General features: G+C 30.2%; 24 protein-coding genes. 20 read left to right on the top strand and 4 right to left on the bottom strand.

The features are described from left to right. Positions 1-88 precede the first annotated feature (88 nt). Genes CLPA_RS01025 through pepT form a run of 3 tightly spaced genes read left to right on the top strand, consistent with a single transcriptional unit; the run spans position 89 to position 3331 of the window. On the top strand, positions 89-1915 hold the full coding sequence (locus CLPA_RS01025) for a methyl-accepting chemotaxis protein (RefSeq protein ID WP_243444603.1): 1827 nt from the start codon (positions 89-91) through the stop codon (positions 1913-1915). Further along, the gene (locus CLPA_RS21495; protein ID WP_243444604.1) at positions 1866-2084 is read left to right on the top strand and encodes a hypothetical protein; all 219 of its coding nucleotides are present in this window, start codon (positions 1866-1868) and stop codon (positions 2082-2084) included. Before CLPA_RS01025 ends, CLPA_RS21495 begins: the two co-directional genes overlap by 50 nt. 23 nt (positions 2085-2107) lie before the next feature. Then, positions 2108-3331, top strand: coding sequence for a peptidase T (gene pepT / locus CLPA_RS01030; protein WP_003440580.1), 1224 nt, complete (start codon positions 2108-2110; stop codon positions 3329-3331). Positions 3332-3335: 4 nt separating this feature from the next. Here the strand turns inward: pepT and CLPA_RS01035 are convergent, their stop codons facing one another. Then, a complete protein-coding gene (locus CLPA_RS01035) occupies positions 3336-3698 on the bottom strand; it encodes a sulfite exporter TauE/SafE family protein (protein WP_003440583.1) in 363 nt (120 codons plus the stop codon). 496 nt (positions 3699-4194) lie between these two features. On the opposite strand from CLPA_RS01035, the gene CLPA_RS01040 reads away from it, so the two are divergent. From CLPA_RS01040 to folK, 7 genes are all read left to right on the top strand, one after another. Beyond that, complete coding sequence (locus CLPA_RS01040; RefSeq protein WP_003440585.1) at positions 4195-6384, top strand: DNA topoisomerase III; 2190 nt, start codon at positions 4195-4197, stop codon at positions 6382-6384. A 181-nt stretch (positions 6385-6565) separates the two neighbouring features. After that, positions 6566-7249 (top strand): response regulator transcription factor, encoded by a 684-nt coding sequence (locus tag CLPA_RS01045; RefSeq protein ID WP_003440587.1) that lies wholly within the window; start codon positions 6566-6568, stop codon positions 7247-7249. Beyond that, entirely contained in the window at positions 7246-8658 is a 1413-nt protein-coding gene (locus CLPA_RS01050; protein ID WP_144311755.1) for a sensor histidine kinase, read from the top strand. Before CLPA_RS01045 ends, CLPA_RS01050 begins: the two co-directional genes overlap by 4 nt. A 242-nt stretch (positions 8659-8900) precedes the next feature. Further along, entirely contained in the window at positions 8901-9464 is a 564-nt protein-coding gene (gene folE / locus CLPA_RS01055; protein ID WP_003440593.1) for a GTP cyclohydrolase I FolE, read from the top strand. Positions 9465-9502: 38 nt separating this feature from the next. Beyond that, positions 9503-9988 carry an HD domain-containing protein gene (locus tag CLPA_RS01060; RefSeq protein WP_003440596.1) on the top strand — a complete coding sequence of 162 codons (486 nt, stop codon included), beginning with the start codon at positions 9503-9505 and terminating at the stop codon, positions 9986-9988. Positions 9989-10057: 69 nt separating this feature from the next. Continuing rightward, the gene (gene folP / locus CLPA_RS01065) at positions 10058-10867 is read left to right on the top strand and encodes a dihydropteroate synthase (protein ID WP_003440599.1); all 810 of its coding nucleotides are present in this window, start codon (positions 10058-10060) and stop codon (positions 10865-10867) included. Between the two features lies 1 nt (position 10868). Next, positions 10869-11696 carry a 2-amino-4-hydroxy-6-hydroxymethyldihydropteridine diphosphokinase gene (folK, locus tag CLPA_RS01070; protein WP_003440602.1) on the top strand — a complete coding sequence of 276 codons (828 nt, stop codon included), beginning with the start codon at positions 10869-10871 and terminating at the stop codon, positions 11694-11696. Here folK and CLPA_RS20640 read toward each other — a convergent pair. Continuing rightward, positions 11693-12073, bottom strand: a complete 381-nt coding sequence (locus CLPA_RS20640; RefSeq protein WP_003440605.1) for a YibE/F family protein — start codon at positions 12071-12073, stop codon at positions 11693-11695. The genes folK and CLPA_RS20640 overlap by 4 nt on opposite strands. A 5-nt stretch (positions 12074-12078) precedes the next feature. Then, positions 12079-12816: a class B sortase gene (gene srtB / locus CLPA_RS01080; protein ID WP_003440606.1), complete on the bottom strand. Its 738-nt coding sequence runs from the start codon at positions 12814-12816 to the stop codon at positions 12079-12081. A 272-nt stretch (positions 12817-13088) separates the two neighbouring features. Here srtB and CLPA_RS01085 point away from each other — a divergent pair, with 272 nt between their 5' ends. The 10 genes from CLPA_RS01085 (at position 13089) to CLPA_RS01130 (ending at position 25061) form a co-directional block, all read left to right on the top strand. Beyond that, complete coding sequence (locus tag CLPA_RS01085; protein ID WP_003440607.1) at positions 13089-14354, top strand: efflux RND transporter periplasmic adaptor subunit; 1266 nt, start codon at positions 13089-13091, stop codon at positions 14352-14354. 41 nt (positions 14355-14395) lie between these two features. Continuing rightward, positions 14396-15112 carry an ABC transporter ATP-binding protein gene (locus tag CLPA_RS01090; RefSeq protein WP_003440614.1) on the top strand — a complete coding sequence of 239 codons (717 nt, stop codon included), beginning with the start codon at positions 14396-14398 and terminating at the stop codon, positions 15110-15112. Beyond that, positions 15109-16305: an ABC transporter permease gene (locus CLPA_RS01095; protein WP_003440617.1), complete on the top strand. Its 1197-nt coding sequence runs from the start codon at positions 15109-15111 to the stop codon at positions 16303-16305. Before CLPA_RS01090 ends, CLPA_RS01095 begins: the two co-directional genes overlap by 4 nt. Before the next feature lie 22 nt (positions 16306-16327). Then, complete coding sequence (locus CLPA_RS01100) at positions 16328-17302, top strand: glycosyltransferase family 2 protein (RefSeq protein WP_034830476.1); 975 nt, start codon at positions 16328-16330, stop codon at positions 17300-17302. A 169-nt stretch (positions 17303-17471) separates the two neighbouring features. After that, positions 17472-18248 carry a hypothetical protein gene (locus tag CLPA_RS01105; RefSeq protein ID WP_003440623.1) on the top strand — a complete coding sequence of 259 codons (777 nt, stop codon included), beginning with the start codon at positions 17472-17474 and terminating at the stop codon, positions 18246-18248. A gap of 229 nt (positions 18249-18477) precedes the next feature. After that, the gene (nadA, locus tag CLPA_RS01110; RefSeq protein WP_003440625.1) at positions 18478-19386 is read left to right on the top strand and encodes a quinolinate synthase NadA; all 909 of its coding nucleotides are present in this window, start codon (positions 18478-18480) and stop codon (positions 19384-19386) included. A gap of 4 nt (positions 19387-19390) precedes the next feature. Next, positions 19391-20692 carry an L-aspartate oxidase gene (locus CLPA_RS01115; protein WP_003440628.1) on the top strand — a complete coding sequence of 434 codons (1302 nt, stop codon included), beginning with the start codon at positions 19391-19393 and terminating at the stop codon, positions 20690-20692. Beyond that, positions 20673-21509: a carboxylating nicotinate-nucleotide diphosphorylase gene (gene nadC, locus CLPA_RS01120; RefSeq protein WP_003440630.1), complete on the top strand. Its 837-nt coding sequence runs from the start codon at positions 20673-20675 to the stop codon at positions 21507-21509. Before CLPA_RS01115 ends, nadC begins: the two co-directional genes overlap by 20 nt. A gap of 591 nt (positions 21510-22100) precedes the next feature. Beyond that, on the top strand, positions 22101-23480 hold the full coding sequence (locus CLPA_RS01125) for a radical SAM/SPASM domain-containing protein (RefSeq protein WP_003440633.1): 1380 nt from the start codon (positions 22101-22103) through the stop codon (positions 23478-23480). 315 nt (positions 23481-23795) lie between these two features. Further along, complete coding sequence (locus CLPA_RS01130) at positions 23796-25061, top strand: ABC transporter substrate-binding protein (RefSeq protein ID WP_003440637.1); 1266 nt, start codon at positions 23796-23798, stop codon at positions 25059-25061. A 254-nt stretch (positions 25062-25315) separates the two neighbouring features. Here CLPA_RS01130 and CLPA_RS01135 read toward each other — a convergent pair whose 3' ends face one another. Beyond that, positions 25316-26458 (bottom strand): glycosyltransferase family 4 protein, encoded by a 1143-nt coding sequence (locus CLPA_RS01135; protein WP_003440640.1) that lies wholly within the window; start codon positions 26456-26458, stop codon positions 25316-25318. Positions 26459-26567 lie beyond the last annotated feature (109 nt).

The following is a 26567-nucleotide window of genomic DNA, read 5'->3' on the forward strand; positions in this document are numbered from 1 at the left end:
AAAATGATGCAAAAATACAAATTTATGTTAACTTTGTTTTAAAAACTTCGATATAATAAGTGTAGACATTTATAAGGAGGAAGAATTCATGAAATTAAGAAGTAAGTTTATGGTATGTTTTTTAGCATTTGCACTAATTCCCATTTTAATAATTGGTACTATTAATTATTTTCAGACCAGATTGTCAAATATAAATTCTGCTTTTGACACACTAAGGGTACAAGAAAATTTAAGTAAAATTTCTATACAGGACAAGATTAATACCATAGCTGCTATGGGTAAAAAGGATTCATCCAATACTATAATAAGAAATTATATGAAAACGATTAATAATTCTAAGAAGGATGATACTTTAAAAAATAATATTAAAGATGGTTTTAAGAGTACAAAAGAGGATTTTTCCTATTATGCAAATATTGCATTGACCGATAAAAATGGAAAATGTACGGTAGATGCTTCAGGAATTCTTGAAAATATGGATCTTGCAAAAAATGATTATTTTATTAAAGCAAAGGAAGATAGTAAAACATATATATCTTCAGTGAAAAAAAGCCAAAGTACAGGAAATCCTGTGATAGTTATTTCTGAACCTATTTTTGTGGACAACCAATTTCAAGGTGTTTTACTTCAGTCCATTGATTTGACAAATATGTCTCAAAACCTTATAAATAGTATATCTATTGGTAAAACAGGAGGAGTGTTTGTTGTTGAAAATGACGGTACTATGATAATTCATAAGGATAAAGGAGAGATATTTAACAAGAATTTTCTAAATGTAAATGCAGCTAATAAAATTCTTAAGGATAAAAAGGGAACTATAGAGTATACATATAAAGGTGAGGATAAATTGGCAGCTTACGACTATGATTCAAACCTTGGATGGATATTTGTAGCTACTATAGGTAAGTCTGAACTTATGGGTACAAGTAATACTGTTTTGAAAACTACAGTTATACTTTCTCTAATAGCTATAATATCAAGTATACTTTTATCACTTATTATTACTAAAAGGCTTTCAGCACCAATAATAAAAGTTTCAGAAGCCATGAATAGACTTTCTGAAGGTGATTTTACAATAAATGTACATTCAGAAAGCAAGGATGAAATTGGTCATATGTCAAGAAAGTTAGATAATACCATTAAAAGTGTTCGAGGGTCTGTGGCAGAGGTAAAGAATACTTCTGTTTCTATAGGGGAAGATATTAATATACTTTCAAAAAATTCTAGTGAAATGGTTACTTCTGTAAATGAAGTTTCAAATGCCATTCAGGATGTGGCTGCAGGATCTACCTCACAAGCGGAAGATTTAATGGATGTGGTAAATATGGTGTCTGATTTTACAAAGGAATTAGAAGAAACCAATAATAGACTTGTTAAAGTTAATTGCGAAATAAAAGATAGTGAAGAAAAAGCAAAACAAGGTAGTGAAGAGATTAATTTACTTATACAAAATATATGTGAGGTGAAGGAGAAGTTTGATGCTGTTTTGGAAAAAGTAAATAACCTTTCTGGCTCTGTTTCACAAATAGGCAGTATCACTGATGTTATTAATGATATATCTGAGAAAACCAATCTTCTTGCGCTTAATGCAGCTATTGAGGCAGCAAGGGCTGGAGAGCATGGTAAGGGCTTTGCAGTAGTGGCAGAAGAAGTGAGAAAACTTGCAGAGCAGTCTAAGGATTCTTCTCATGAAATAATACAATTAGTTAAATCAATATATAGTGAAACCAATGAAGTTAAAAGTACTTCCAGCGGCGTAGGTGATGTGCTGGAAAGCCAGGCAGAATCAGCAAATAATACAATTATAATTCTTTATGATATAATAGATGCGGTAAAGGATATAAGTTCCTTAATGAATGAAGCCAATGATTCTCTTGGATCAGTTATGGAAAATAAGAAGAGTATTTTTAGATAAAGTTCAAAATGTATCAGCAGTGGCAGAGGAAGTATCTGCTTCTTCAGAGGAAATAGCTGCTTCTTCTGAAGAAATGCTGGCAGGAGCAGAGGAAGTTAATAACCATGCTGAGAGAGTGAGGCATTCAGCTTCAGATTTAACGGATAAGGTTAAAAAATTTATAGTGTAGAATATTTTCAGGAGGTGGAATTTATGTATAGTGCAGTAGATAGACTACTTAAATATGTAAAATTCAATACTAAGTCCGATGAAACTACAGGAACCACACCCAGCACAGAGGGTCAGTTAGTATTGGGTAGAGAATTAAAAAGTGAATTAGAGGAATTAGGTCTTGAGGATGTATCTATGGATGAAAATGGATATATAATGGCGACTTTGCCCAAAAATATAGATAAAGAGGTAAAAACCATTGGATTTATATCACATATGGATACAAGTCCTGATATGACAGGAGAAAATGTAAATCCCAAGATAGTTAAGAATTATGATGGAAATGATATAGTACTTAATGAAAAAGAAAATATAATACTTTCACCAAAGGATTTTCCTGAAATCAAGAATTATATTGGAAGAGATATTATAACTACAGATGGAACAACACTTTTAGGAGCAGATGATAAGGCTGGAGTTTCTGAAATAATGGCTGCAGTGGAGTATCTTGTTAAGCATCCAGAGATACCTCATGGAACTATAAAGATAGGATTTACTCCAGATGAAGAAATAGGCGAAGGTGCAGATCATTTTGATGTAAAAAAGTTTGGAGCAGATTTTGCCTATACTGTAGACGGAGGTCCTATTGGTGAACTGGAGTGCGAAAATTTTAATGCGGCTGCTGCTAAAATATTTGTAAAAGGAAGAAATGTTCATCCTGGCACAGCTAAAAATAAAATGATAAATTCCATGCACATAGCTTCAGAATTTATTGATATGCTTCCCTGTAATGAAAGACCGGAATACACAGAAGGCCATGAAGGATTCAATCATCTTATTTCCATTAAGGGAGAAGTGGAGGAAACAGAACTTTATTTTATAATAAGGGACTTTAATAGAGAAAAGTTTGAAGAGAGAAAGAAACTAATGCTTTCCTCAGCAGAATTTTTAAATAAAAAATATGGTGAAGGAATTGTTACTCTGGAGTTAAGAGATCAATATTACAATATGAAAGAAAAAATAGAACCTGTAAAATATATTGTAGATATAGCCTATAAGGCAATGGAGGAATTGGAGATTACTCCAATAGTAATGCCTATAAGAGGCGGAACCGATGGAGCAAGATTATCCTTTATGGGACTTCCAACACCTAATATATTCACTGGGGGACATAATTATCATGGTAAATATGAATTTATACCAACCTTTACCATGGATAAGGCTGTAGATGTAATATTAAAGATAATAGAATTGAATTCAAAATAAAATTTTATTTTCCAAAAAACATTTTTAAAGCTATTAAAATTAAAAATACGGCAAAGGCTTTTTGCATAATTCCTTGAGGAAGATTGTTAGCAAATCTTCCTCCAAATTTTGTACCTATAAACATAGTAATACATATGAGAATTCCTGCAATTATATTTACATTTCCATTTTTGTAATACTCTAAGAATCCTAGAAGACCAACTGGAGGCAGCAGTATAGCCAAAGAAGTTCCCTGTGCCATAAGCTGACTAAAGCCCATTATGTACATTAAACCAGGTATTATTAATGTCCCTCCTCCAATTCCAAATAATCCGCTGAGAATACCAGATATAAATCCCAATATTATATAAAATAAATATGACAGCATATATTATAAATTCTCCTTTCTAAATAATAAAAATTTTATAAATTAATGGTTATGTAGAGTAGAATTATAGATAAAAAATAGATTAATCTATAAATATAATTAACATATTTAGGTTAAATTATTATTGTAATCTTGCAAATGTTTGGCTTAAGTTTTATTTAATGAGGGCAGAATTATATTATATAACTAAAGATCAGGTATAGAAGGAGGGAAATAGTATGTCTCATAAGGGAGATAAAAATAACAAAAACAATAAAAAAGTAAATCAAAAAACTCATAAAGAACTAGAGGAACTTAAAGATAAAAAGCATGATAGATAGAATAGAAATCTCATTCATAAAAAATGTAGATATTAAAGGCTGTTAACATATTATGTATGTGAACAGTTTAAAATGAAGTCTTATTTAAGGCTTCATTTTTCTATTTAGTTAAGTTCACAATGTGTTTTACTTGTGATACTATTATTACAGTTGTTTATTTGAAAGGAATGTTTAAAATGAATAAAACATTAGTATTAGCGGAAAAACCCTCAGTGGGAAGAGATATAGCAAGAGTTTTAAATTGCAGTAAAAAGGGTAGTGGATTTATAGAAGGCAGCAAATATATTGTTACCTGGGCGTTGGGACATTTAGTTACCTTAGCTGATCCAGAGGCTTACGATGAAAGATATAAAACCTGGAGAATTGAAGATCTTCCAATGATGCCAAATCACTTAAAGCTTGTAGTTATAAAACAGAGCGGGAAACAATTTAATGCAGTTAAAACTCAGATGAATAGAAAAGATGTAGATGAAATTGTTATAGCAACAGATGCTGGACGTGAAGGAGAGCTTGTTGCAAGATGGATAATAGAAAAGGCACATGTGAAAAAACCATTAAAGCGTCTTTGGATTTCCTCGGTTACAGATAAGGCTATAAGAGATGGTTTTAATAAATTAAAAAATGCCAGGGATTATGAGAATCTCTATGCTTCAGCAGTAGCACGTTCAGAAGCCGATTGGTTTGTAGGTATGAATGCAACTAGGGCACTAACCTGTAAATTTAATGCACAGCTTTCCTGTGGAAGAGTTCAGACCCCTACTGTTGCTATAATTGCCAGGAGAGAAGAAGAAATAAAGAATTTTAAACCAAAAGATTTTTATGGAATAACTGCTGAAGCAAATAGGCTTAAACTATCCTGGCAGGATTCTAACAGCAAAAGCTTTAGAACTTTTGACAGGGAAAAGGTAAATAAGATACTTACCTCTATTAGAAATAAAGATGCTACGGTAATTGAAGTGGATAAAACTCACAAAAAGAATTATGCACCTCAATTATACGATCTAACGGAACTTCAAAGGGATGCCAATAAAATATTTGGATATTCTGCAAAGGAGACACTTTCTCTAATGCAAAGGCTATATGAAAGTCACAAGGTGCTAACTTATCCAAGAACAGATTCAAGATATATATCCTCTGATGTGGTAGATACTTTAAAGGATAGAGTTAGAGCCTGCGGTGTAGGTCCCTATTCAAAATTAACTGTTAGAGTACTGAAGAATCCAATAAAGGGAAGTAAGCATTTTGTAGATAATAGTAAGGTTTCCGACCATCATGCTATTATTCCTACAGAACAGTCTGTTGCTTTGAGTTCCTTAAGTGATAAAGAGAGAAAAATATATGATTTAGTAGTTAAGAGATTCTTAGCTGTACTTTATCCTCCTTTTGAATATGAACAGACTACTATAAAGGCAAAAATTGGTGAAGAACTATTTATTGCCAAGGGTAAGATTATTAAATCTCAAGGTTTCAAAGAGGTATATGAAAATAATTTTCAGGAAGAACATTCTGAAGATGATATTTCAGAGCAAATGCTGCCTAATATAAATAAGGATGATGTGTTAAAGGTTAGTAAGATTGTTGATACTAGAGGGAAGACTAAACCGCCAGCACTGTTTAATGAAGGAACACTGCTTTCTGCTATGGAAAATCCAGCAAAATACATGAATAATGAGAGTAAGGATTTGATAAAGACCATAGGTGAAACCGGGGGACTTGGTACTGTTGCTACAAGAGCGGATATAATAGAAAAATTGTTTAACACTTTTCTCATAGAGAAAAAAGGTAAGGATATTCATATAACCTCAAAGGGAAAACAGCTTTTAGAGCTAGTACCTAAGGGACTAAAATCACCTACTCTTACTGCTAAATGGGAACAAAAGTTGAGTGCTATTTCAAAGGGTTCTTTAAATAAAAATACATTCATTAATGAAATGAAAAATTATTCTAAAGAAATAGTAAATGAGATTAAAAACAGTGAAGAAAAATTTAAACATGATAATATGACCAGAGTTAAATGCCCTGAATGTGGTAAATATATGTTAGAAGTAAATGGTAAAAAGGGAAAGATGCTTATTTGCCAGGATAGAGAATGCGGTTATAGAAAGGGAATAGCAAGAGTTACAAATGCAAGATGTCCTGAATGCCATAAAAAATTAGAATTACGAGGACAGGGAGAAGGACAGATATTTGTATGCAGCTGCGGCTATAGAGAAAAACTCTCTGCTTTTAATGAAAGAAAGAAAAAAGATAATACAAAGCTCTCTAAAAAGGATGTATCAAGGTATATGAAACAACAGAACAAACAAAATGATGAGCCAATTAATTCAGCATTGGCAGAAGCATTGGCTAAACTTAAATTAAAATAAACTTATTTGAATTCTCTGTAGGCATTACTTTACAATTAAGTAAGCACATAATTTTCACATATTTTATATATAATTTTTCTGAAATGTTATGTTAAAATCCTAATATATAATTGTAGTAAATATTAATATATATTTGAAAATACGAGGAATTTATTAAATACAGTTTATTGGGGTGGTAAATATGTCAAAGAGAATATATCTTGTAGAAGATGAGAAGAGTTTAAATATTTTATTGGAAAAATATCTGCAAAGAGAGGGATATGAGGTTGTTACTTTTTCTAATGGGAAATCTGCACTGGAAAGAATAAAAGATATGCCTGATTTGTGGATACTTGATATAATGCTGCCAGATATAGACGGATATGAAATAATTAAAGCAGTTAAACAAAATAACAGAAATACACCTGTGATATTTATGTCTGCTAGAAATGAGGAGCTGGATAGAGTTGTGGGATTAGAGCTTGGAAGTGATGATTATTTGTCAAAGCCCTTTCTTCCAAGAGAGCTTGTAATAAGGACTAATAAGCTTCTTGAAAGAATTTATAGTAAGGGAAATGAAGATGAAGAAGCTGAAGAGCATATAATAGATATAAATGGATATAAAATAAGTAAAAATCAGAGAACGATTTTCTTAGATAGCAATGAAGTACAACTTACAAATAAGGAATTTGAATTGTTAAGTTATTTTATAGAAAACAAAAATAACCTTTTATCCAGAGAACAGATTTTAATAAGTGTGTGGGGTGATGATTATTTTGGTTCAGATAGAGTTGTAGATGATACCATACGAAGACTGAGAAAAAAATTGAGCAGACTTAATATTGAAACGGTATATGGCTATGGATATAAAATGGTGGTCAAATGATGAAGGTAAAGGGATTTAAATTTAAATCGTTAACCATAAGAATATGGGCTACATTCACACTTATAATTTTGATAATAATATGCAGTATTTCAATTATATATCTGTCTGTTTTTAGGACAATTAAGGAAAAAGATACAATGCAGGATTTAAAAGTCGCTCATAGTATTCTTTTAAATGCAAACAACTTTTATGGACCTGAAAATAGATTCGATGAGCTTAAGAATCTTAAAAGAAGTAGTAATGTTATTATAACCATAGATAGTGATAATAATGTAAATGTAAGAAATATTAACAAAATAGGAAGGCCCTTAGACCAGCAGCCTGTACAGGGATTTCCCCCGGAGTTAAGGGTTAGTGAAGACTCCCTTGGGAGGTGGATGGCTGGTTTTATAAAAAATGATATTGTATATCAACAGCAATTTAAGAAGTCCTATAATGGTAAATCAGTATTTTTTATAGTAAGTTCAATTAAAAGTACTGATACCTCAGATAAGATTTACTTAATATCTTATATCCCTCTATCTAATATAGAAGATAACAGCTTATTGTATATGGTTATAGCAATTGGTATTATGTTTATAGTTTTTGGTTTTATTGCAGCTAAGATAGTGGCTGGATATATTGCAAAACCTCTTAAGAAATTAGAAGATTATAGCCTTAGAATAGCTCATAAGGATTGGAAGGAACCTATTGAGATTAAAAATGAAGATGAAATTGGAAGACTTGCAAAAGCCATGAATATTATGAGGACAGAATTAAAGAGAGCAGATGAAGAGGAAAAAATGTTTTTACAGAGTATTTCCCATGATTTAAAGACACCAGTTATGGTGATAATGAGTCATGCAGAGGCTATAATAGATGGTATGTATATAGATTCTGTAGAAAAGACAGCTGATATAATAAAAAATGAGGCCATTGCACTGGAGAAAAAAATAAAACAGCTATTATATTTAAACACTTTAGATTATGTTCTTGAGAATAATAGTAAGGCTAGTGAGATTAATTTATATCAATTGATATTATATATATCAAATAGATTTGAGATAGTCAATAATAAAATTAAATGGGACTTAGATATAAAAGATGCTTTTATCATAGGTAATGCGGAAAAAATTCAAGTTGCCATTGAAAATATATTGGAAAATTCTCTTAGGTATGCAGAGAAAAAAATTTCAGTTAAACTAAATGTAGAAAATTCAAATGTAATATTGGAAATATATAATGATGGTCCAAATATAGATGAAAAACATATAAATAACATTTTTGATAATCTCTATAAGGATAAAACAGGAAATTTTGGATTGGGATTGGCTATATCTAAAAAGATTATAGATTTTTATGATGGAGAAATTAAAGCTGTAAATAGAGATAAGGGAGTAAGTTTTATAATTAAAGCTCCTATAAGTTAAAAAATCAGGTGTATTTTCTTTAAGGCAATGGTAAAATAAAAATAGTTTATATTATTTTAGGGCATATGAAAATAAATAATAAGTTAAAGATGTAAGATTTATTTTCAATCATACAATTATGATAGGTCGGAATTATAACAGTCTCAATTGATCTGTTATAGGCACAATTGGATTTTAGGTAAATCAGCATACTAACAACTGATTGTTTATTTGAGCCTGATGTACGAATGGAGAAAAATGCAATGATAGATAAAATTAAAATTGAAAAAGCTGTAAGAGAGATTTTAATAGGAATAGGAGAAAATCCCGATAGAGAAGGACTTATTGAAACACCTAGAAGAGTATCTGAAATGTACGAAGAGATATTTGCAGGACTTCATAAAAATCCTTTAGATGATGTTAAGAAATTTCATGAGGATCATGATAATGGAATGATAATAGTAAAGGATATACCTGTATATTCTATGTGTGAACATCACCTGCTGCCATTTATGGGAGTTGCACATGTTGTATATATACCTAGTGGAAATGAGGTATTAGGATTAAGTAAATTGGCAAGAATTGTAGATACCACAGCCAAAAAACCTCAACTTCAGGAAAGGCTGGGTAATGAAATTGCTGATGTTATTATAGAGGCTGTAGATACAAAAGGAGTTGCAGTAGTAATTGAAGCTGAGCATTTATGTATGACTATGAGGGGAATTAGAAAGCCAGGATCTAAAACTATCACTTCAGCATTAAGAGGAGTAATTAAGACAGATTCTCAGATAAGGATGGAGGCTCTTTCACTTATTAATGGAAGATAATATTTAATATAAATTTATTTAGAGGAGCAGCTATTTTCATGGATAAAATTGATAGAATTAATTTAATACTTCATAATAAGATTTATAGGAAATATTTGGATAAGAACAGGCAATGTGAAAAAGAACGAATCTTTTGTCTCCATGATTTGCAGCATTTTTTAGATGTAGCAAGAATAGCTTATATAATAGCTTTAGAAAAAAATATGAACATAAAAAAAGATATTATTTATGGAGCAGCATTACTTCATGATGTTGGAAGATGGAAACAGTACAAATATGATATTCCTCACGATGAAGCTAGTGCTGAACTTTCCATAGATATTTTAAAAGCTGCTGACTTCAATGATGAAGAGATAAATTTCATAACTAAAGCTATAAAAAATCACAGAAATAAAGAAAGAAACTCTGAACTTGGATTTTTGCTATATACCAGCGATAAACTTTCAAGGAAGTGCTATGATTGCAGTGCCTTTAGCCATTGTAACTGGAGTATTGATAAGAAAAATTTGCAGATAATATACTGATAATAGGTTTTATAGTAAGTTCATGTTTGATATTTATTGTTATTTTATTATGTAAGAGAGGTAAATAATATGAAAATAGGAAATAAAAATTTTCATATAGGTGAAAAAACATTTATAATGGGAATTTTAAATGTTACTCCGGATTCGTTTTCTGATGGAGGAAAGTTTAATAGTATAGAGTATGCTATACAGCATGCAAGAGAAATGATTGAGCAAGGAGCAGATATTATAGATATTGGAGGAGAATCTACAAGGCCTAATCACACTCCAGTTGGCGAAGCTGAGGAGATAGGGAGAGTTGTTCCAGTTATAGAGGCTTTGACTAAGGAAATAGATGTACCTATATCTATAGATACTTATAAGGGAAAGGTTGCAGAACTTGCCATAAAAGCAGGGGCTAATCTTATAAATGATGTGTGGGGCTTTAAAAAAGATCCTTATATGGCAGAAGTTGCTGGAAAGTACCAGGTTCCTTGCTGCATAATGCATAATAGAGAGAATAGAGATTATAATAACTTTATAGAAGATGTACTTGCAGATTTGAAAGAATCTATAGACATAGCAATTGAAGCTGGAGTAGACAAAGATAACATTATAATTGATCCGGGGATAGGTTTTGCAAAAAGCTATGAACAAAACCTTATTTTAATGAATAATTTAGAAAGATTAAAAGAGTTAAACTATCCAATTCTTCTTGGAACTTCCAGAAAATCTTTTATAGGGAATACTCTTGATTTACCTGTAGAAGAAAGAATGGAAGGAACTGTGGCCACTTCTGTTATAGGAGTAATGAAAGGCTGTGATTTTGTAAGAGTTCATGATGTACTTGAGAATAAAAGAGCCTGTGCCATGACAGATGCTATAGTAAGGAGATCTTAAAGTGGATAAGATATTTATTGAAGATTTTGAAATATATGCAAACCATGGGGTGTTCAAAGAAGAAAAAAGGCTGGGACAAAAATTTATTATATCTATAGAATTGAGTTTGGACCTTAAAAAGGCAGGAGCGACTGGGGATTTACAGCAAACTGTTAATTACGGAGAGCTTTGCCTTAAAGTAGAAGAACAATTTACAAGAGAAAAGTATGATTTAATAGAAACTGCCGCTGAAAAGGTAGCAGAATTTATACTTTTAGAATATGAAAAGGTAAAGTGTGTTAAAGTTCTTATAAAAAAGCCTTGGGCACCTATAGGAAGACCAGTTAAGTATGCAGCTGTAGAAATAAAAAGAGGCTGGCATACAGTATACATAGGCATGGGGTCAAATATGGGAGATAAGGAAAAGAATTTAAAAGATGCCATTGAACTAATTCACCACAGTGGTAAGAGCAGGGTTACAAAAACTTCAAAATTTTATGTTACAGCTCCTGTAGGTTACTTAGATCAAGATGATTTTTTAAACTGTGCTTTAGAGGTAAAAACTATGTTGTCTCCAGAGGAATTTATGAATATGCTTCTTGACTTTGAAAGAGATTTAAAACGTGAAAGATTAATACATTGGGGACCTAGAACCATTGATTTAGATATACTTTTATATGATAATCTAGTTACTTCTGATGAAAGGTATATTATACCTCATCCAAGAATGGCAGAAAGGATGTTTGTTATAGAGCCACTCTGTGATATAGCACCCTATGTAATACATCCTGTTTTAAACAAAAGAATATGTGATATAAAGGCTGAGATTACTAAGACAACAGGTATTTAACTGTTGTCTATATCAGTATTCAGTGTGTTATTGACAATTTCACTTCTGTTTTCAAATAATAAACTTGGTATAATTTTTGAGGCAATAAAAGATATTATAGGAACTGTAAAAATTATGGCTAGACTTCCGGTAAGTCCTTGAATAATTTCTATGCTTACCATGTCCATATTCATTAATTGAATAAAATTCACATTATAAGAGTATATAACCATTATCATGTTCAATGATGAACCTGTAAAGGCAAGGATAAGAGTGTTTGCCATAGTTCCCATCATATCTTTACCAACATTCATTCCTGAATTAAACAGTTCTTTTGAAGTGAGCTTAGGATTAGATATGTATATTTCTTGAATAGAAGAAGCTATAGATATGCTCAATATTATTATTTTATTAGTTTTGCTTCTATGGCTAATCTTCCATCTTCAATTTCATAGCTGCAGGTGGATAATGTAAGTATGGTATCGTCTTTTGATACATTTACGCCTGTATCATACATAGAGTGGCTTTTAAGCTGCTTTAGAAAATCTTCATAATCAGAATCGTTATTAAACTCTGTTCTTATGTAGTTAAACTTTGTACTTGTTACATATACAGAAAAAATTTGCCATTTGATAGGTTCTGTCAAAGTATCAAATTCAATTATAGGGTGACTTTCAAAATAACTTTTATCCTTAAAATTCATGAGTTGCTGAAACATAGAACCATCTTTCATATTATGACCATAAATTATATTGTTCTTTGTTTTTAAATCGCCCATGTTTCTGAAATCCATAAAAATAGATCTATGGTTTGAAGGCTGTTTTTCAAAATTATGAATTAAATAAAAGCTGTTATCATTAGTTCTTACCACAGGGTAATCCACTTTTGTTCCAGATATATTAAGCCATCCTACTATATCTGGATTTATTTTTTCCAAATCACTGTATCTATCTTTAAAATTTGTATTTTTTTCTATAGATTGATGATATTTTTTGCTTATATTTTTGTTTAAGTTATCATTTTTATAAGTGATAATCATAGGCTTTACAATATAATACACACAATAGGTGGCAATTATAAAAAGAATTATTATAATTGCTGCTCTGATAACATGCAAGCTTTTCTTATATTCCTTTGTCATAGTATTTTTTCACTTCCTAGTTTTTTATTTACTATGTAAGATGAATTTTTAAGTTGCGTTATTAATAATTTAGATACAAAAAGAATCACTATATAATCAATTATCTCACATGCTAAGTAGCTTAACAATACCTTTAATATACTTATATGCGTAATCACATAAACTTCACATAATTATTTGATATTAGTCCAACAATTCATAATTATAATTGACCCATAAGATAAAGAGTAATTATAAATATTATATAAAATTGTATTGGTGGAGGGATAAGAATGAAAAGCAAGTTGATTAAGGCTATTATTGCATGTGTAGTAGTTGCTGTTTTAGGTACAGGCGGATATTTTGGATATAAAAATTATTTTGGTAAGAAGACAACTACTGCATCTACAAGATATTATAGTACAGCAGTTAAGAAGATGAATTTAAGTGAAACTATACAGGGAACGGGAGCGGTCTATTCAGGGTCAACGAAGGAAGTATCCCCAAATAATAATGGGACACTATCTGGATTGACTGTGAAGGTAGGAGATACTGTACAGGCAGGTCAGACCTTATTTACAGCCAGCAGCAGTGAATTAACTTCTGCCGTGACTTCGGCAGAAAATAACCTTGAAAAGGCAAAGCTTGCCTTAGAGTCAGATCAGAGTGCAGAAAAGGTAGATTCGAATAAAGTTGAACAAGATGAAATATCTGTAAGTGAAGCGGAAGAGAAATTAGCAGATGCAAAGGCAGCAGCTAATAATATAACAGTCACTGCTCCTATAGGGGGCCTTGTTACTGCAGTAAATAATGTAAATGGCGATACAGTTCAAGCAGGGAAAAGCGTGCTTACAATACAGAATATGAGCAATTTAAATATTAATGTATCTGTAGATGAATTAGACGTAAACAAAGTTGCTTTAAATCAAAAAACTACCATAAAATTTGATGCAATTTCAGATAAAAGTTATGAAGGAAAAGTTGCAGCAATATCACAGACAGGAACTACTTCAAATAATGTAACTACATACAATGTAGTTGTCAGTATAACGAATCCTGATTCAAATATAAAAATAGGAATGAATGGTACTGCTACTATTGCAGTACAGAGTAAAGAAAATGCTTTAGTAATTCCGGCAGAAGCCTTAGTGGAAACAAATGGTCAGAAATATGTAAGAGTAGATAGCAGCAGTAGTTCCTCTCAAAGCAGTAATGGCAGTTCAACTGCAACAAATAGCACGGCTAATGCACAAAGTAACAATTTTGGCAGTGAAAACAGCAGAAGTGGAAATGGTACAACAACTTTTTCAAATAGCGGCAAATTAGTAGCAATAAAAACAGGATTGGAAACTGAAGATTACATAGAAGTTACGGAAGGGATAAGTGAAGGGCAAAAAGTATTGGTTCAGCTGCCTCAGTCCACTACTACAAATAGCAATAGAAATAACGGATTTGGTGGTATGAATAGCAGAGGTCTTGAAGGAGGCGGAAGTGGTTTTCAAGGTAGCAGAAGTTCACAGGGTGGAAGCGGTTCTCAAGCACCTGGAGGTGGAAATTAGATGAGAGACAGTCTCAGAGAGTTATGTAAGGAGGGAAAGAAATGACAGAAGCTTTAAATAGTAAAGATATAATTAAAATGACTAATATAAATAAAGTATACAAAATGGGCAATAATGAATTTAATGCACTCAGTGATGTGAACTTAACTATCTCTGAAGGAGAATATGTGGCTATTGTGGGGCCCTCTGGAGCTGGAAAATCTACTCTTATGAATATTATAGGATGTCTTGATAAGGCCAGTAGTGGTGAGTATATTTTAGATGGATTAAATACTAGTTGTAATGATAATAAATTGGCTGAAATAAGAAATAAAAAGATAGGATTTATATTTCAGAATTATAATTTACTGCCTAAATTAAATATATTTGAGAATGTGGAATTACCATTATTGTATTTAGGATATCCAAATAATAAGTCAAAAGAGAAAATAAAATCCGTTGTTGAAAAAGTTGGATTATCAAATCATTTAAAACATAAACCTTCAGAATTATCCGGAGGTCAAATGCAAAGAGTTGCCATAGCTAGGGCTTTAGTTACAGATCCACAGTTGATTCTTGCAGATGAGCCTACAGGAGCTTTGGACAGTAGAACCGGTAAAGAAGTATTAAAGATGCTAATGGATTTAAATGATGAAGGAAATACTATAGTAATGATTACACATGATATGGAGATAGCTTCTCATGCTAAAAGAATTATTACTGTAAAAGATGGAAGAATAATCTCAGATAGTTTAAATAATAGGGAGGTAGGAGCATGAAATTCACAAAACTTGTTAAAATAGCCCTATCTTCAGTGTGGAATAATAAAATGCGTTCTTTTCTTACAATGCTGGGTATAATTATCGGCATATCTTCAGTAATTATACTTGTGGGCATAGGACAGGGAACTCAAAAAGAGGTTAGCGACCAGATTGAAAGTTTAGGGACCAATCTTATAACAGCAAATATTATGAGTTCTAAATCCATAACCATTAGTGATGAAGATTTAGCTGATTTAAAAGCTAAACCAGGTATTAAAGAAATTGCTCCTCAAATATCGGAATCAAATATAAATATAAAATATGGAAGTAAATCCAGTACTACTACATTAGAAGCATCCACTCCAGAGTATTTAGATATTAGAAGTCTTTCAGTAAGTTTAGGGAGATTTATAACGGATAGAGATGTAAAAAATAGATTTAATGTAGCTGTAATAGGTACTGAAACTGCAGAAAATGTATTTGGAGATACAAATGTAGTTGGAAATGCAATATATATTAATGGTATAGAGTTTAAGGTAATTGGTGTCCTAAAATCAGAGGGAACCTCAAGTTCAGGTTCCAGTGATGACAGAATAATAGTTCCGCTAACTTCCGGTCAAAGACTTTTAAAGACAGCCAATGCAAAAACCTATTATATATCAGCAGAGGATAAAGACAAAGTTGACATAGCAATGGGATATATACAATTATTTTTAGATAAAAAATTTGGACTGCCAGGAAATGCCAGCAGCACAACTACTAATAGTTATTATAGAGTTATGAGTCAAACAAGTCTCCTTGATACTGCTACATCAACTACCAAAAGCATGACTACTATGCTTGCAGGTGTTGCAGCTATATCCCTTGTAGTAGGTGGCATAGGAATAATGAATATAATGCTTGTGTCAGTAGTTGAAAGGACAAAAGAAATAGGAACACGAAAGGCTATTGGAGCTAAACGAAGAACCATACTTTTACAATTTTTAATAGAAGCAGCAGCCGTAAGTGCTGTGGGTGGTGCTATTGGTGTGGCTTTTGGATATATAGGTGCCTTTATAGGAGAAAAGTTTTTTTCCACAACAATTGTCATATCTAATAATGTGGTGCTAGGTTCTTTCTTATTTTCGGTATTAGTAGGATTAATATTTGGAATTTATCCAGCTAATAAGGCATCAAAATTAAATCCAATAGATGCTTTAAGATTTGAATAAGATAAAAAATGAGGTGATAAAATTGGAAGATAAAGCTGTTTATTCTGTAGTAGTGCCTTTATATAATGAAGAATTGGTAATCAATGAAACTTATAAAAAGCTTACTTGGGTGATGGATTGTACTAAAGAAAATTATGAAATTGTATTTATAAATGATGGAAGTAAAGATTCAACTAAAAGTAAAGTTCAGGAGATATGTAGAGAAGACAGTAAAATAAAACTTGTAAATTTCTCAAGAAATTTTGGCCATCAGGCGGCAATAACTGCGGGAATGAATATAGCCGAAGGTGCTGCTATTATAGTAATAGATGCAGATCTTCAGGATCCTCCGGAAGTAATATTAAAGATGATTGGAAAGTGGAAAGAAGGATATGAAGTTGTATACGGAAAAAGAGTTAAAAGAGAAGGAGAAACTTTTTTTAAGAAATTTACGTCTATGGCTTTTTACAGAGTATTAAAGAGTATGACTACAATTGATATTCCAGTAGATACGGGAGATTTTAGACTTATAGATAGAAAAGTACGTAATGCTTTGGAGTTATTACCAGAAAAAAATAGGTATGTAAGAGGTCTTGTAAGCTGGGTAGGATATAAACAAACTTTTGTAGAATTTGTAAGACGTGAAAGATTTGCAGGAGAGAGTAAATATCCTCTTAGTAAAATGATGAAATTAGCTTTTGATGGAATAACTGCATTTTCATATAAACCACTTATATTTTCGGCATATATAGGAGTTATATCCCTCTTTATAGGTATAATATTGTTTATTGGAGTATCTATAAGAGATTTAATTAAACATATCAGCCTGTTAAATATCAGTTTTATATTATCCATAAATCTTATAATGTGTGGTTTTATATTAATAAGTATGGGAATACTGGGACAATATATTGGACGAATAATGGATGAAACTAAGGATAGACCATTATATATAGTAGATAATATAATCAATTATAAAAATACTCAGGGAAGACAGGAAATTAAATATATAAAATAAAGATATTTTATACTAAAAAATTAATTTCTAAATATATAATTATAATAAATAAACAAGAATTAAATATATAAAATGTAAAAATTACTAATAAAAACTTTGTCATATATCTAATTAATAATTAATCATATGGTTATAATAACCTCGTAAATAACTATTAGGAGGTAACAATATGATTAAATTTGTAAAAAAAATTGCAGCAATGGCTCTTTGCTTAGCAATAGGAATAAGTGCTACAGCTTATGCTAATCCCGAAACAAATAATGCAGCTAAAAAAGAAAATATTAATCAGTACAATAAAGGGGTTAATGAAGAAAATAAGGGCCATGATAATACAGAAAATAAAGGATCACATGAAGGTCATCACCATAAGGGAAAGATTTTAGATAAACTAGGTATAACAAGAGAAGAATTAGAAGAGGCAAGAGGATCTGGCAAAAGCTTTTTTGATCTTGCTAAGGCAAAAGGCCACAGTGAATCAGAAGTAAAAAAAATAATGATAGAAGATAGAAATAATTATATAGATCAAGCAGTTAAGGATAAAAAAATTACCAAGGAAAAAGCTGATCAAATAAAAAATATAGTAAATGAGAAAATTAAAAATTGGGATGGAAATCTTAAAGAAGATTCACACAATAGAGATGAGGAAAATAAAACTAAAGAGAATTTTAATGAGGGAAATAGCGGAAGTAATGTAAATGATGAAAATAATTCATCTAAAAAGGGTACAACAAGTGAAGGTAATACAAATAAAGAAACTACTGATAGTACTACAAATAAAAATGATGTGAATAGTGAAAATAAGGGAAGTAGCGAAAATAGTTCAGATAATAAAAGTAACATAGAAAATGAAGCCAATAAAGAAAATGCTAAAAGCAATACTTCTAAAGACAATAAAACACAAAATAATACAACAAATAATAAATATAAAAGTAATAGTAATAGATAAATCTTTTACTAATATAAAAAATAACTATTGGTTATTTGATATAAGAATATTCTTTAGATGGTATTCTTTTATAAAAGTTGTCTCACAATGTATGTTTATATATTGTGAGACAGCTTTTTATAGCATTATCAACTTAATTTATTTTATATCTTGATAATACAAAACTATAGTGATATATTTAGAGATAAGTGTATATACAGCTTTTAATATAGAACGGAGGACTGTGGAAATGTCTGAATATTTAAATGAAGAAATAAGAAAACTTAAAGAAAATAAAAATGCTATAATTTTAGCACATTACTATCAAGTACCTGAGATTCAGGATGCTGCTGATTTTATAGGAGATTCTTTTGAATTGAGTAGGCGTGCCAAAGAAAATGATGCAGACCTGATAATTTTTTGCGGTGTAAGGTTTATGGCAGAAAGTGCAAAAATTTTATCACCACATAAGAAAGTATTACTTCCAGTGAAAGAAGCAGGCTGTCCAATGGCTGATATGGCTACAGCTAAGCAGATTGTTGATATGAAAAGGGAATATCCTAATGCAAAAGTTGTTACTTATGTAAATTCTTCTGTAGAGGCAAAAGCTGTTTCAGATGTCTGTTGCACTTCATCTAATGCTATAAATATTGTTAAAAATATAGATGCTGATGAGATAATATTTGCTCCTGATAAAAATTTAGGTTCATATATTCAAGAAAATGTTCCAGAAAAGAAAATTATTTTATGGAAGGGTCATTGTTGTGTTCATGACAGAATTAGTAAAGAAGACGTTCTCAGGGGCAAAGAACAGTGTAGTACAGCCAAAGTTTTAGTTCATCCTGAATGTAGAAAAGAAGTTAGGGATTTAGCTGATTATATTGGAAGTACCAGTGGAATAATTAATTATGCAAGAGAAAGCAAATATGATAAATTTCTCATTGTTACGGAGGAAGGAGTTCTGCATAAATTAAAAAAGGAAAATCCTAATAAGCAGTTCTTTTCATTAAGAGGCATGACCTGTAAAAACATGAAAAAAACTTCTTTGGACAACGTATATTGGAGTCTCGATGAAGATTACTATGAGATAAATATAGATGAAGAAATAAGGAAAAAGGCTGCTAATGCTTTAGAAAATATGCTTATTTTAGGGAAGTGATTAAATGGATATATATACAGACATTTTAATTGTTGGATGTGGCGTAGCAGGGATGTATTCAGCTTTAAATATAGATAAAAAATATAAAGTTGTTATAATTTCAAAATCTAAAGCAGAAGAATGTAACACTTATCTTGCTCAAGGAGGAATCTCCTGTGCTAGAGGTTATGAAGATATAGATCTTTTTGTGGAAGATACTATTAAAGCTGGTAAGAATAAAAATAGATTGGAAGCAGTAAAAATTCTGGCAGAAGAATCTGTGGAAAATATTCATAGATTAATTGAATTTGGTATGAAATTTGACTATAAAGATGGTCAATTGGATTATACTAGAGAAGGTGCTCATAGTATAAATAGAATAGTCCATTCTACGGACGAAACTGGCAAGAAAGTATTTGAAACACTTTTTCATCAAGTTAAAAACAGAGATAACATAACTGTGTATGAAGATACTATTTTAGTTGACATATTAAAGCTTAATGAAGGGTGCTGCGGAGGTATAGTAAAGATAGACAATAGAGTAGATTATATTCACTCAAAATATACAATCTTAGCTTCTGGAGGTATAGGGGGATTATTTTTAAATTCTACAAACAGAAGGACTATTACTGCGGATGGTATCGCTATAGCTTTAAGAAATGATATAGAAGTGGAAAATCTACAATATGTCCAATTTCACCCTACTGCATTATATCAAGATAATTCACAGGAAAGGAAATTTCTTATATCTGAATCCCTAAGAGGTGAAGGTGCAAAACTTTTTAATATCAATAAACAGCGTTTTGTAGATGAACTTTTGCCAAGAGATATAGTGGCTGATAGAATATGGAGAGAAGAAAAAAATACTAACTCGAAATTTGTGTATTTAGATGCAAGTTTTATGAACAGCGATTTTTTAATAAATAGATTTCCTGGTATATATAGAGAATGTAAAAATAGAAAAATAGATATTACAAAGGAGCCTATACCGGTTACACCAGTACAGCATTATTTTATGGGTGGTATAAAGGTGGATTCAAATTCTAAAACTTCTATGAATAATTTATATGCCTGTGGAGAAGTAAGCTGTACAGGTGTTCATGGTGCCAATAGACTTGCCAGTAACTCATTGTTAGAGGGATTGGTTTTTTCTAGAAGAGCGGCTTTAGATATAAATAAAAATATATATGATAAAAATATAGTGAATATAAAAAGAGATATTAGCCTGGAAGAGGCTGATAATTTAATCAATTTAAATCTAGAATGTATAACTAATGAATTTAAAAAAGTATTAGGAGAAAAAAGACATGAACTCATTAATAATTGATAATATAATAATTGATGCTTTAAAAGAAGATGGTGCCTATGATGATATTACTACAAATTCTATTGTAAATACAGAGAATAGATGCAAAGTAGACCTTATAGTGAAAGAAGATGGTATACTTTGCGGTACTGAGGTGTTTAAAAGAGTATTTGAAGTTTTAGGTGGTGTATCAGTAGAGTTTTATGCTAAAGATGGTGATAATGTAAAGAATGGACAGGTAATTGCAGAAATAAAAGGCTCAACTTCCAGTGTACTCAGTGGAGAAAGAGTAGCTTTAAATATACTTCAGAGGATGAGTGGCATAGCAACTTTAACTAATAAGTTTATAGAAAAACTTCAGGGAACAAAAACTAAATTATTGGATACGAGAAAGACTACTCCAAATTTGAGAGTATTAGAGAGATATGCAGTAAAAATTGGAGGAGGAGAAAATCATAGATATAATTTGAGTGACGGTGTGCTCATTAAAGATAATCATATAGCAGCCGCTGGAGGCATAAAAAATGCTATTGAAATGACCAGAAAAAATGTTTCTTTTGTAAAGAAAATAGAAGTTGAAACAGAAACCTTAGAACAGGTAAAGGAGGCTGTCTCGGCTAAGGCAGATGTAATAATGTTAGATAATATGAAGGTTGATACCATAAGAAAGGCATTGGATATAATTAATGGTGGGGCCCTTACAGAAGTATCTGGCAATGTGGATCTTGAAACTATAAGATCTTTAGCCGAAACGGGAGTAGATTATATATCTACAGGTTATGTAACGCACTCTTATAAAGTACTTGATTTAAGTATGAAAAATTTGACTTTGATTTAAGCAAAAGAGTATATTTGTAATTTTATAAATATGCTCTTTTGTTTGCAAAAAATTAATAAAAAATTTTAATTGAAATGTATTATTTTGTATTATATGTAGTATAATAGGTTTATAAATTTAAAACTAGCTAGTAAATTTTTATAACATAATAAATTAATTTGTTTTATTACGCCTAACTTAAGAAAAAAATTTAATATGAAGAGCTAAGATAAAAATTATTATAATAATCTACAATTATACTGCAAGTCTACAATATTTATAAAAATTAAAAAAATGTTTACATTAATTAAAATGTTGATTTTAATTGGATTTGGATACTTTATAATTAACATAAAATTACAAACATGCCTCTAATAAAGAGAAAATCGAAGAAATTTCAAGCTTTTTAATGGTATTACCAGATGATGTGAAATTTATTTCATATTTTATAGAATTATGAACCTTTATAAGATTTGTAAATTTATATAATAGGAATATAATAAATCTATAGATAAAAGATGGTACTATCTAATCTAACAATTCTAACAATTTTTTAATAGCCTGTAGGATACATGAGTTCTATTTACTATTAGTTTGTGAGGAGGATTTTTCATGAGTGTTATTAATTCAGTAGAGAAGGGTCTAAAAAGTACGTTAGTAAATACTATCGTTGATATTTTAGATAAAAATCCTGAGAAAAATGTTGACAGAATTTTTGCGCTAATAAAGAAAACAATTAAAGATCCAGATGAGAAAGCTCAAATAGACTTTGTATGTGATTACTATAATGAAAACCAACATATACATGATTTTGTACAAAATATATTGAAAACTACAGATAAAAATTGTCTAAAGAAATTTTTTACTAATTTCTTTGCAAACGCTGCGTGGTTTGGAGCTCCTATAAGAGATAGTCTTAAAGAGGAGGGCGGCAGTGTGCCATTTATCATTCTTTTAAGCCCTTCCATGAGATGTAATCTAAGATGTACAGGTTGTTATGCAGGTAACTATAGTAAAGAAGATGATATACCTAGAGAAGAAGTAGAAAGAATCATAAGTGAAGCTAGAGACCTTGGAATTTATTATATGGTAATACTTGGTGGAGAACCATTTATAAATAAATATATGTTAGATGTATACGAAAAATTTAATGATGTAATGTTTACACCATTTACTAATGGTACAATGATTACTGAAGAAGTAGCAGACAGATTACAGAAACTTGGAAATGTAATTCCTATGTTCTCTCTTGAAGGTTTTGAGAAAGAAACTGATGCAAGAAGAGGAAAAGGTGTATTTAAAGCAGTTATGAAAGCTATGGATCTTTTAAAAGAAAGAGGAGTTTTATTTGGAGTTTCCTCAGCAACTGCAGCATATAATATAGATGTTGTTACTTCAGATGAATTCATAGATATGCTAATAGAAAAAGGCTCAAAAATGAGCTGGTATTTTATGTATATGCCAATTGGTGAAAAACCAGATATTAGTGCTATGCTTACTCCAGAGCAGAGATTGAGATTAGGAGAGAGAACAAGAGCTATAAGAACTGAAAAATCATACTTTACTATAGATTTCTTTAATGATTCCCCTTATGTTGGAGGATGCATTGCTGGTAAATATTATTGTCATATAAATTCAAATGAAGATGTGGAGCCATGTATTTTCTCACATTTTGCAGCTTATAATGTTAAAGGAAAGCCTTTAAAAGAAGCCTTTAAGACTGAATATTTTAAAGAAATAAGAAGCAGACAGCCTTATAATAAGAATTTATTATTACCTTGTATGATGATAGATAATACTAATCAAATAAGAGAAATAGTTAAGAAGACTGGAGCTTATCCAACACATCCAAGTGCTGCAAAGATGATAGATGATCCTTTATTCATGAAACAATTAGATAATTTAGCAGCTAAATTTAAACCAGAAGCAGAAAAAGCTTGGAAAGAAGTCTTTAATGAAGAAGGAAACTATAAGATGTCTAAAGTGGATTAATTAATAATTTATAATTTAAATAACTAAAATATTCCCTAACAATAAATATTGTATTTATGTTAGGGAATATTTTGTTTAATTTTTATCAATGCTGTTAATTTAAATTTAATAAATTAAAACTTATATAAAAAGTTATATATCTATAGACATTTTTAACCTATAAATTTAAAATTAATATATACATATCATTTTTTATTAAATATTTGTTATTGAAATATATAACCTTATTTAATTTATATTATTTATAGAATTGATGGTATATTAATTATATTTAAAGAATAGTTTAAAATTTTCTTAAACTTAGGAGAAATCTTTATGAAGAAAATAATTTCTATATTAATTATATTTTTAGTAAATATAAGTTTAATTTCCTGTGAAACTGCATCTAATAGTAGTAATGTAGAAAAACTCAGTGGAAAAGTGACTATATGGACTACTGACGCAAATGCAGCTTTAATAAATGATGCAGCGGCACTATTTAGGAAAAGGTATCCTGAGGTAAGTATTAATGTTTCATATTCAGATGTGAATACAGCTTTAGATAGTATATCTAAAAGTTCAAAGGAAAATGTCCATTTGCCTGATATTATGATTGTGAGAGATAAAAATATACCTGTAGTATTAAATAAGGCTCAAAATAATATTTTGGATGCTTCAGAAATTCCACAATTTAAAAAGGATAAATTTATCAAAAATCAAATAAATAATAATACCTATAAAAATAGAATTTATGCTGTCCCTTGGTATGTAGAACCGACAATTATGCTTTATAGGGAAGATATACTTAAAAGTTTAAATATAAAATCTGATGATATTAAAACTTGGAAACAATATATAGATATAGGAAACAATATACTAAAACCCGAGGGTAAAGCTATGCTTTCTTCAATGGATATTAATGATGGAACTATTTATGACTTGCTTTTAAGTCAGCTTGGAGTTAGCTATTTTAACAATAATGAAAATATAGATTTGCTTAATGAGAAGTCCGTAAGGGCAGCTGGTATTTTAAATGAAATATATAAAAGCAAAATTTCACGGGATAGTACCGATAAAATACAATCTTTTATAAATGGGGATGCCATATCATTAATATGTAATGTAAGCACTATGTATAACATAGAAAGTAAATATCCAGATTTAAAGGACAAAATAAGAATACAAAAAATTCCTGCCTTTGAACCAGGAGGAAATAGGGATAATATAAATTTTGGAGACAATTTAATGCTTTTGAAATCTAGTAAGAGTAATTCTGCTGCACTGCAGTTTGTACAATTTCTGAGTTCTGATAAAGAATTCGCTGATTATGAATTTAAAAGGTATGGATTTATATCCTCTGATACTACATCTTATGTAGAGGATAGTTTTTATAAGAAGAACGAATTTTATAACAAATATATAGGTATTATGGCTGTAGATGAAATCTTAGGACTTAGAAATATGAAATATGAATATAATTTTAATATTATAAGAGATAAGAGTTTAAAGACTATAATTGATGCCTCTGCTAATAATAAACCATTAAATGAGAGTCTATATAATTTGCAGACGGCATTAGAACAATCAGATGAATTAAAATAATTTTATATATTAATATTTTTAAAATAAGCATTTAAAAACGTTTACAAAGTTGGAGGATTAGTATATAATCTACGTATAGCATAAATATATAGATTAGCTATGATTATTTGGGTTTGATCAAGGGATATTTTTGTTAGGCATCTTAAAGAAAGACAGTCAAATAAGCTTGTTTTGAAGCAAGTTCTTAATTCAGGTTAAAGCTTTGACTTGTCATTTATTTAAAATGCCTAAAATGTTTTTTTGAACTAATTTATTCAAATTATACTTGAGGATATTTTTGATTCCCTATATATCTTTTCGTATACTTCTAAGGTGTCCTGGGCTGTTTTTATCCAAGAGAATTCCAAGGAACGTTTTAAACCCTTATTAGACAAATCCTTTTTTATCAAATCACTAGTAAGTACCTTGTAAAGTTTTTCTGAAAGCATATCTATATTTTGTGGATCTATTAATAGAGCAGAATTTCCAGTAACTTCTGGTATAGAAGTAGTATTGGAAGTTATAACAGGGGTTCCGCAGCTCATTGCTTCCAACGGAGGAAGTCCAAAGCCTTCATACAAAGATGGATATACAAATACTTCACAGGAATTATAGAAAATAGGTAAGTCTTCATTGGGTATAAAATCTGTAAATATTATATTTTCAGATATTTTTGAGTTAAGTTTCATTCGTATTAAATTTTCAATATCATCCTTTTTTGAACCACAGATTACAAGTTTAATATCTTTACTTATATCCTTAGATACTTTTTCGTAGGATTTAATCAAAGAGGATACGTTTTTTCGTGCACTGAATCCTCCTAAGTATAATATAAAAGGAGAATTTATATTATATTTTTTAGAAATATATTTTTTACAATAATTTTTATCTAGAGGTTTGTATATTTTATCCGCAGCTAGTGGAGTGACAAATACTTTATCCGGGTTAATTGGGAAGAATTTCAATATATCTTTTTTTGAGTATTCAGAGACAGTAATTATGGCATCAGCTTCACTGATAATTTGCGGCATATCTTTTAAAAATTTTAATAGGTATCCTCTACCCACAGTTTCAGGCATTATATATGGAATTAAATCATGTATTGTTACTACTTTCAGGCAATTTATATTCTGTGAGAGTCCTATTCCATTTTGAGATATATGATATATATCTATATTATCTTTTTTTATATCTTTTGGGAAAAAATATTCCTGAAAAAATCTATGATATCTCCTCGAAGCCATTCGTATAATTGTATTATTATTTTTAAATTTTTCATAATTTTCTCCAGACCAATAGAGAATATATTTATTTAATTTATCTATGAGAATAAGATTTTTTATAAGGTTTTCGGCATAAGTTCCTATTCCTGTGCCTTTATACCAGTTTATTCCTCGGGCATCAAATGCAATTCTCATTGAATACACTCCTCAAAAATTGATTAATAAGTAAGGTTATAATTGTTTTACTTATATTAATAATATTAATTTAAGCTAGGAAATGTGTCAGCATTCACACTGTTGAAAA

It is taken from the genome of Clostridium pasteurianum DSM 525 = ATCC 6013 (assembly GCF_000807255.1).
Taxonomy (GTDB): domain Bacteria; phylum Bacillota; class Clostridia; order Clostridiales; family Clostridiaceae; genus Clostridium_I; species Clostridium_I pasteurianum.

Coding starts and splice junctions, on each gene's coding strand:
- CLPA_RS01025 (WP_243444603.1), top strand. CDS start 89: ATGAAATTAAGAAGTAAGTTTATGGTATGTTTTTTAGCATTTGCACTA.
- CLPA_RS21495 (WP_243444604.1), top strand. CDS start 1,866: ATGATTCTCTTGGATCAGTTATGGAAAATAAGAAGAGTATTTTTAGAT.
- pepT (WP_003440580.1), top strand. CDS start 2,108: ATGTATAGTGCAGTAGATAGACTACTTAAATATGTAAAATTCAATACT.
- CLPA_RS01035 (WP_003440583.1), bottom strand. CDS start 3,698: ATGCTGTCATATTTATTTTATATAATATTGGGATTTATATCTGGTATT.
- CLPA_RS01040 (WP_003440585.1), top strand. CDS start 4,195: ATGAATAAAACATTAGTATTAGCGGAAAAACCCTCAGTGGGAAGAGAT.
- CLPA_RS01045 (WP_003440587.1), top strand. CDS start 6,566: ATGTCAAAGAGAATATATCTTGTAGAAGATGAGAAGAGTTTAAATATT.
- CLPA_RS01050 (WP_144311755.1), top strand. CDS start 7,246: ATGATGAAGGTAAAGGGATTTAAATTTAAATCGTTAACCATAAGAATA.
- folE (WP_003440593.1), top strand. CDS start 8,901: ATGATAGATAAAATTAAAATTGAAAAAGCTGTAAGAGAGATTTTAATA.
- CLPA_RS01060 (WP_003440596.1), top strand. CDS start 9,503: ATGGATAAAATTGATAGAATTAATTTAATACTTCATAATAAGATTTAT.
- folP (WP_003440599.1), top strand. CDS start 10,058: ATGAAAATAGGAAATAAAAATTTTCATATAGGTGAAAAAACATTTATA.
- srtB (WP_003440606.1), bottom strand. CDS start 12,816: ATGACAAAGGAATATAAGAAAAGCTTGCATGTTATCAGAGCAGCAATT.
- CLPA_RS01085 (WP_003440607.1), top strand. CDS start 13,089: ATGAAAAGCAAGTTGATTAAGGCTATTATTGCATGTGTAGTAGTTGCT.
- CLPA_RS01090 (WP_003440614.1), top strand. CDS start 14,396: ATGACAGAAGCTTTAAATAGTAAAGATATAATTAAAATGACTAATATA.
- CLPA_RS01095 (WP_003440617.1), top strand. CDS start 15,109: ATGAAATTCACAAAACTTGTTAAAATAGCCCTATCTTCAGTGTGGAAT.
- CLPA_RS01105 (WP_003440623.1), top strand. CDS start 17,472: ATGATTAAATTTGTAAAAAAAATTGCAGCAATGGCTCTTTGCTTAGCA.
- nadA (WP_003440625.1), top strand. CDS start 18,478: ATGTCTGAATATTTAAATGAAGAAATAAGAAAACTTAAAGAAAATAAA.
- CLPA_RS01115 (WP_003440628.1), top strand. CDS start 19,391: ATGGATATATATACAGACATTTTAATTGTTGGATGTGGCGTAGCAGGG.
- nadC (WP_003440630.1), top strand. CDS start 20,673: ATGAACTCATTAATAATTGATAATATAATAATTGATGCTTTAAAAGAA.
- CLPA_RS01125 (WP_003440633.1), top strand. CDS start 22,101: ATGAGTGTTATTAATTCAGTAGAGAAGGGTCTAAAAAGTACGTTAGTA.
- CLPA_RS01130 (WP_003440637.1), top strand. CDS start 23,796: ATGAAGAAAATAATTTCTATATTAATTATATTTTTAGTAAATATAAGT.
- CLPA_RS01135 (WP_003440640.1), bottom strand. CDS start 26,458: ATGAGAATTGCATTTGATGCCCGAGGAATAAACTGGTATAAAGGCACA.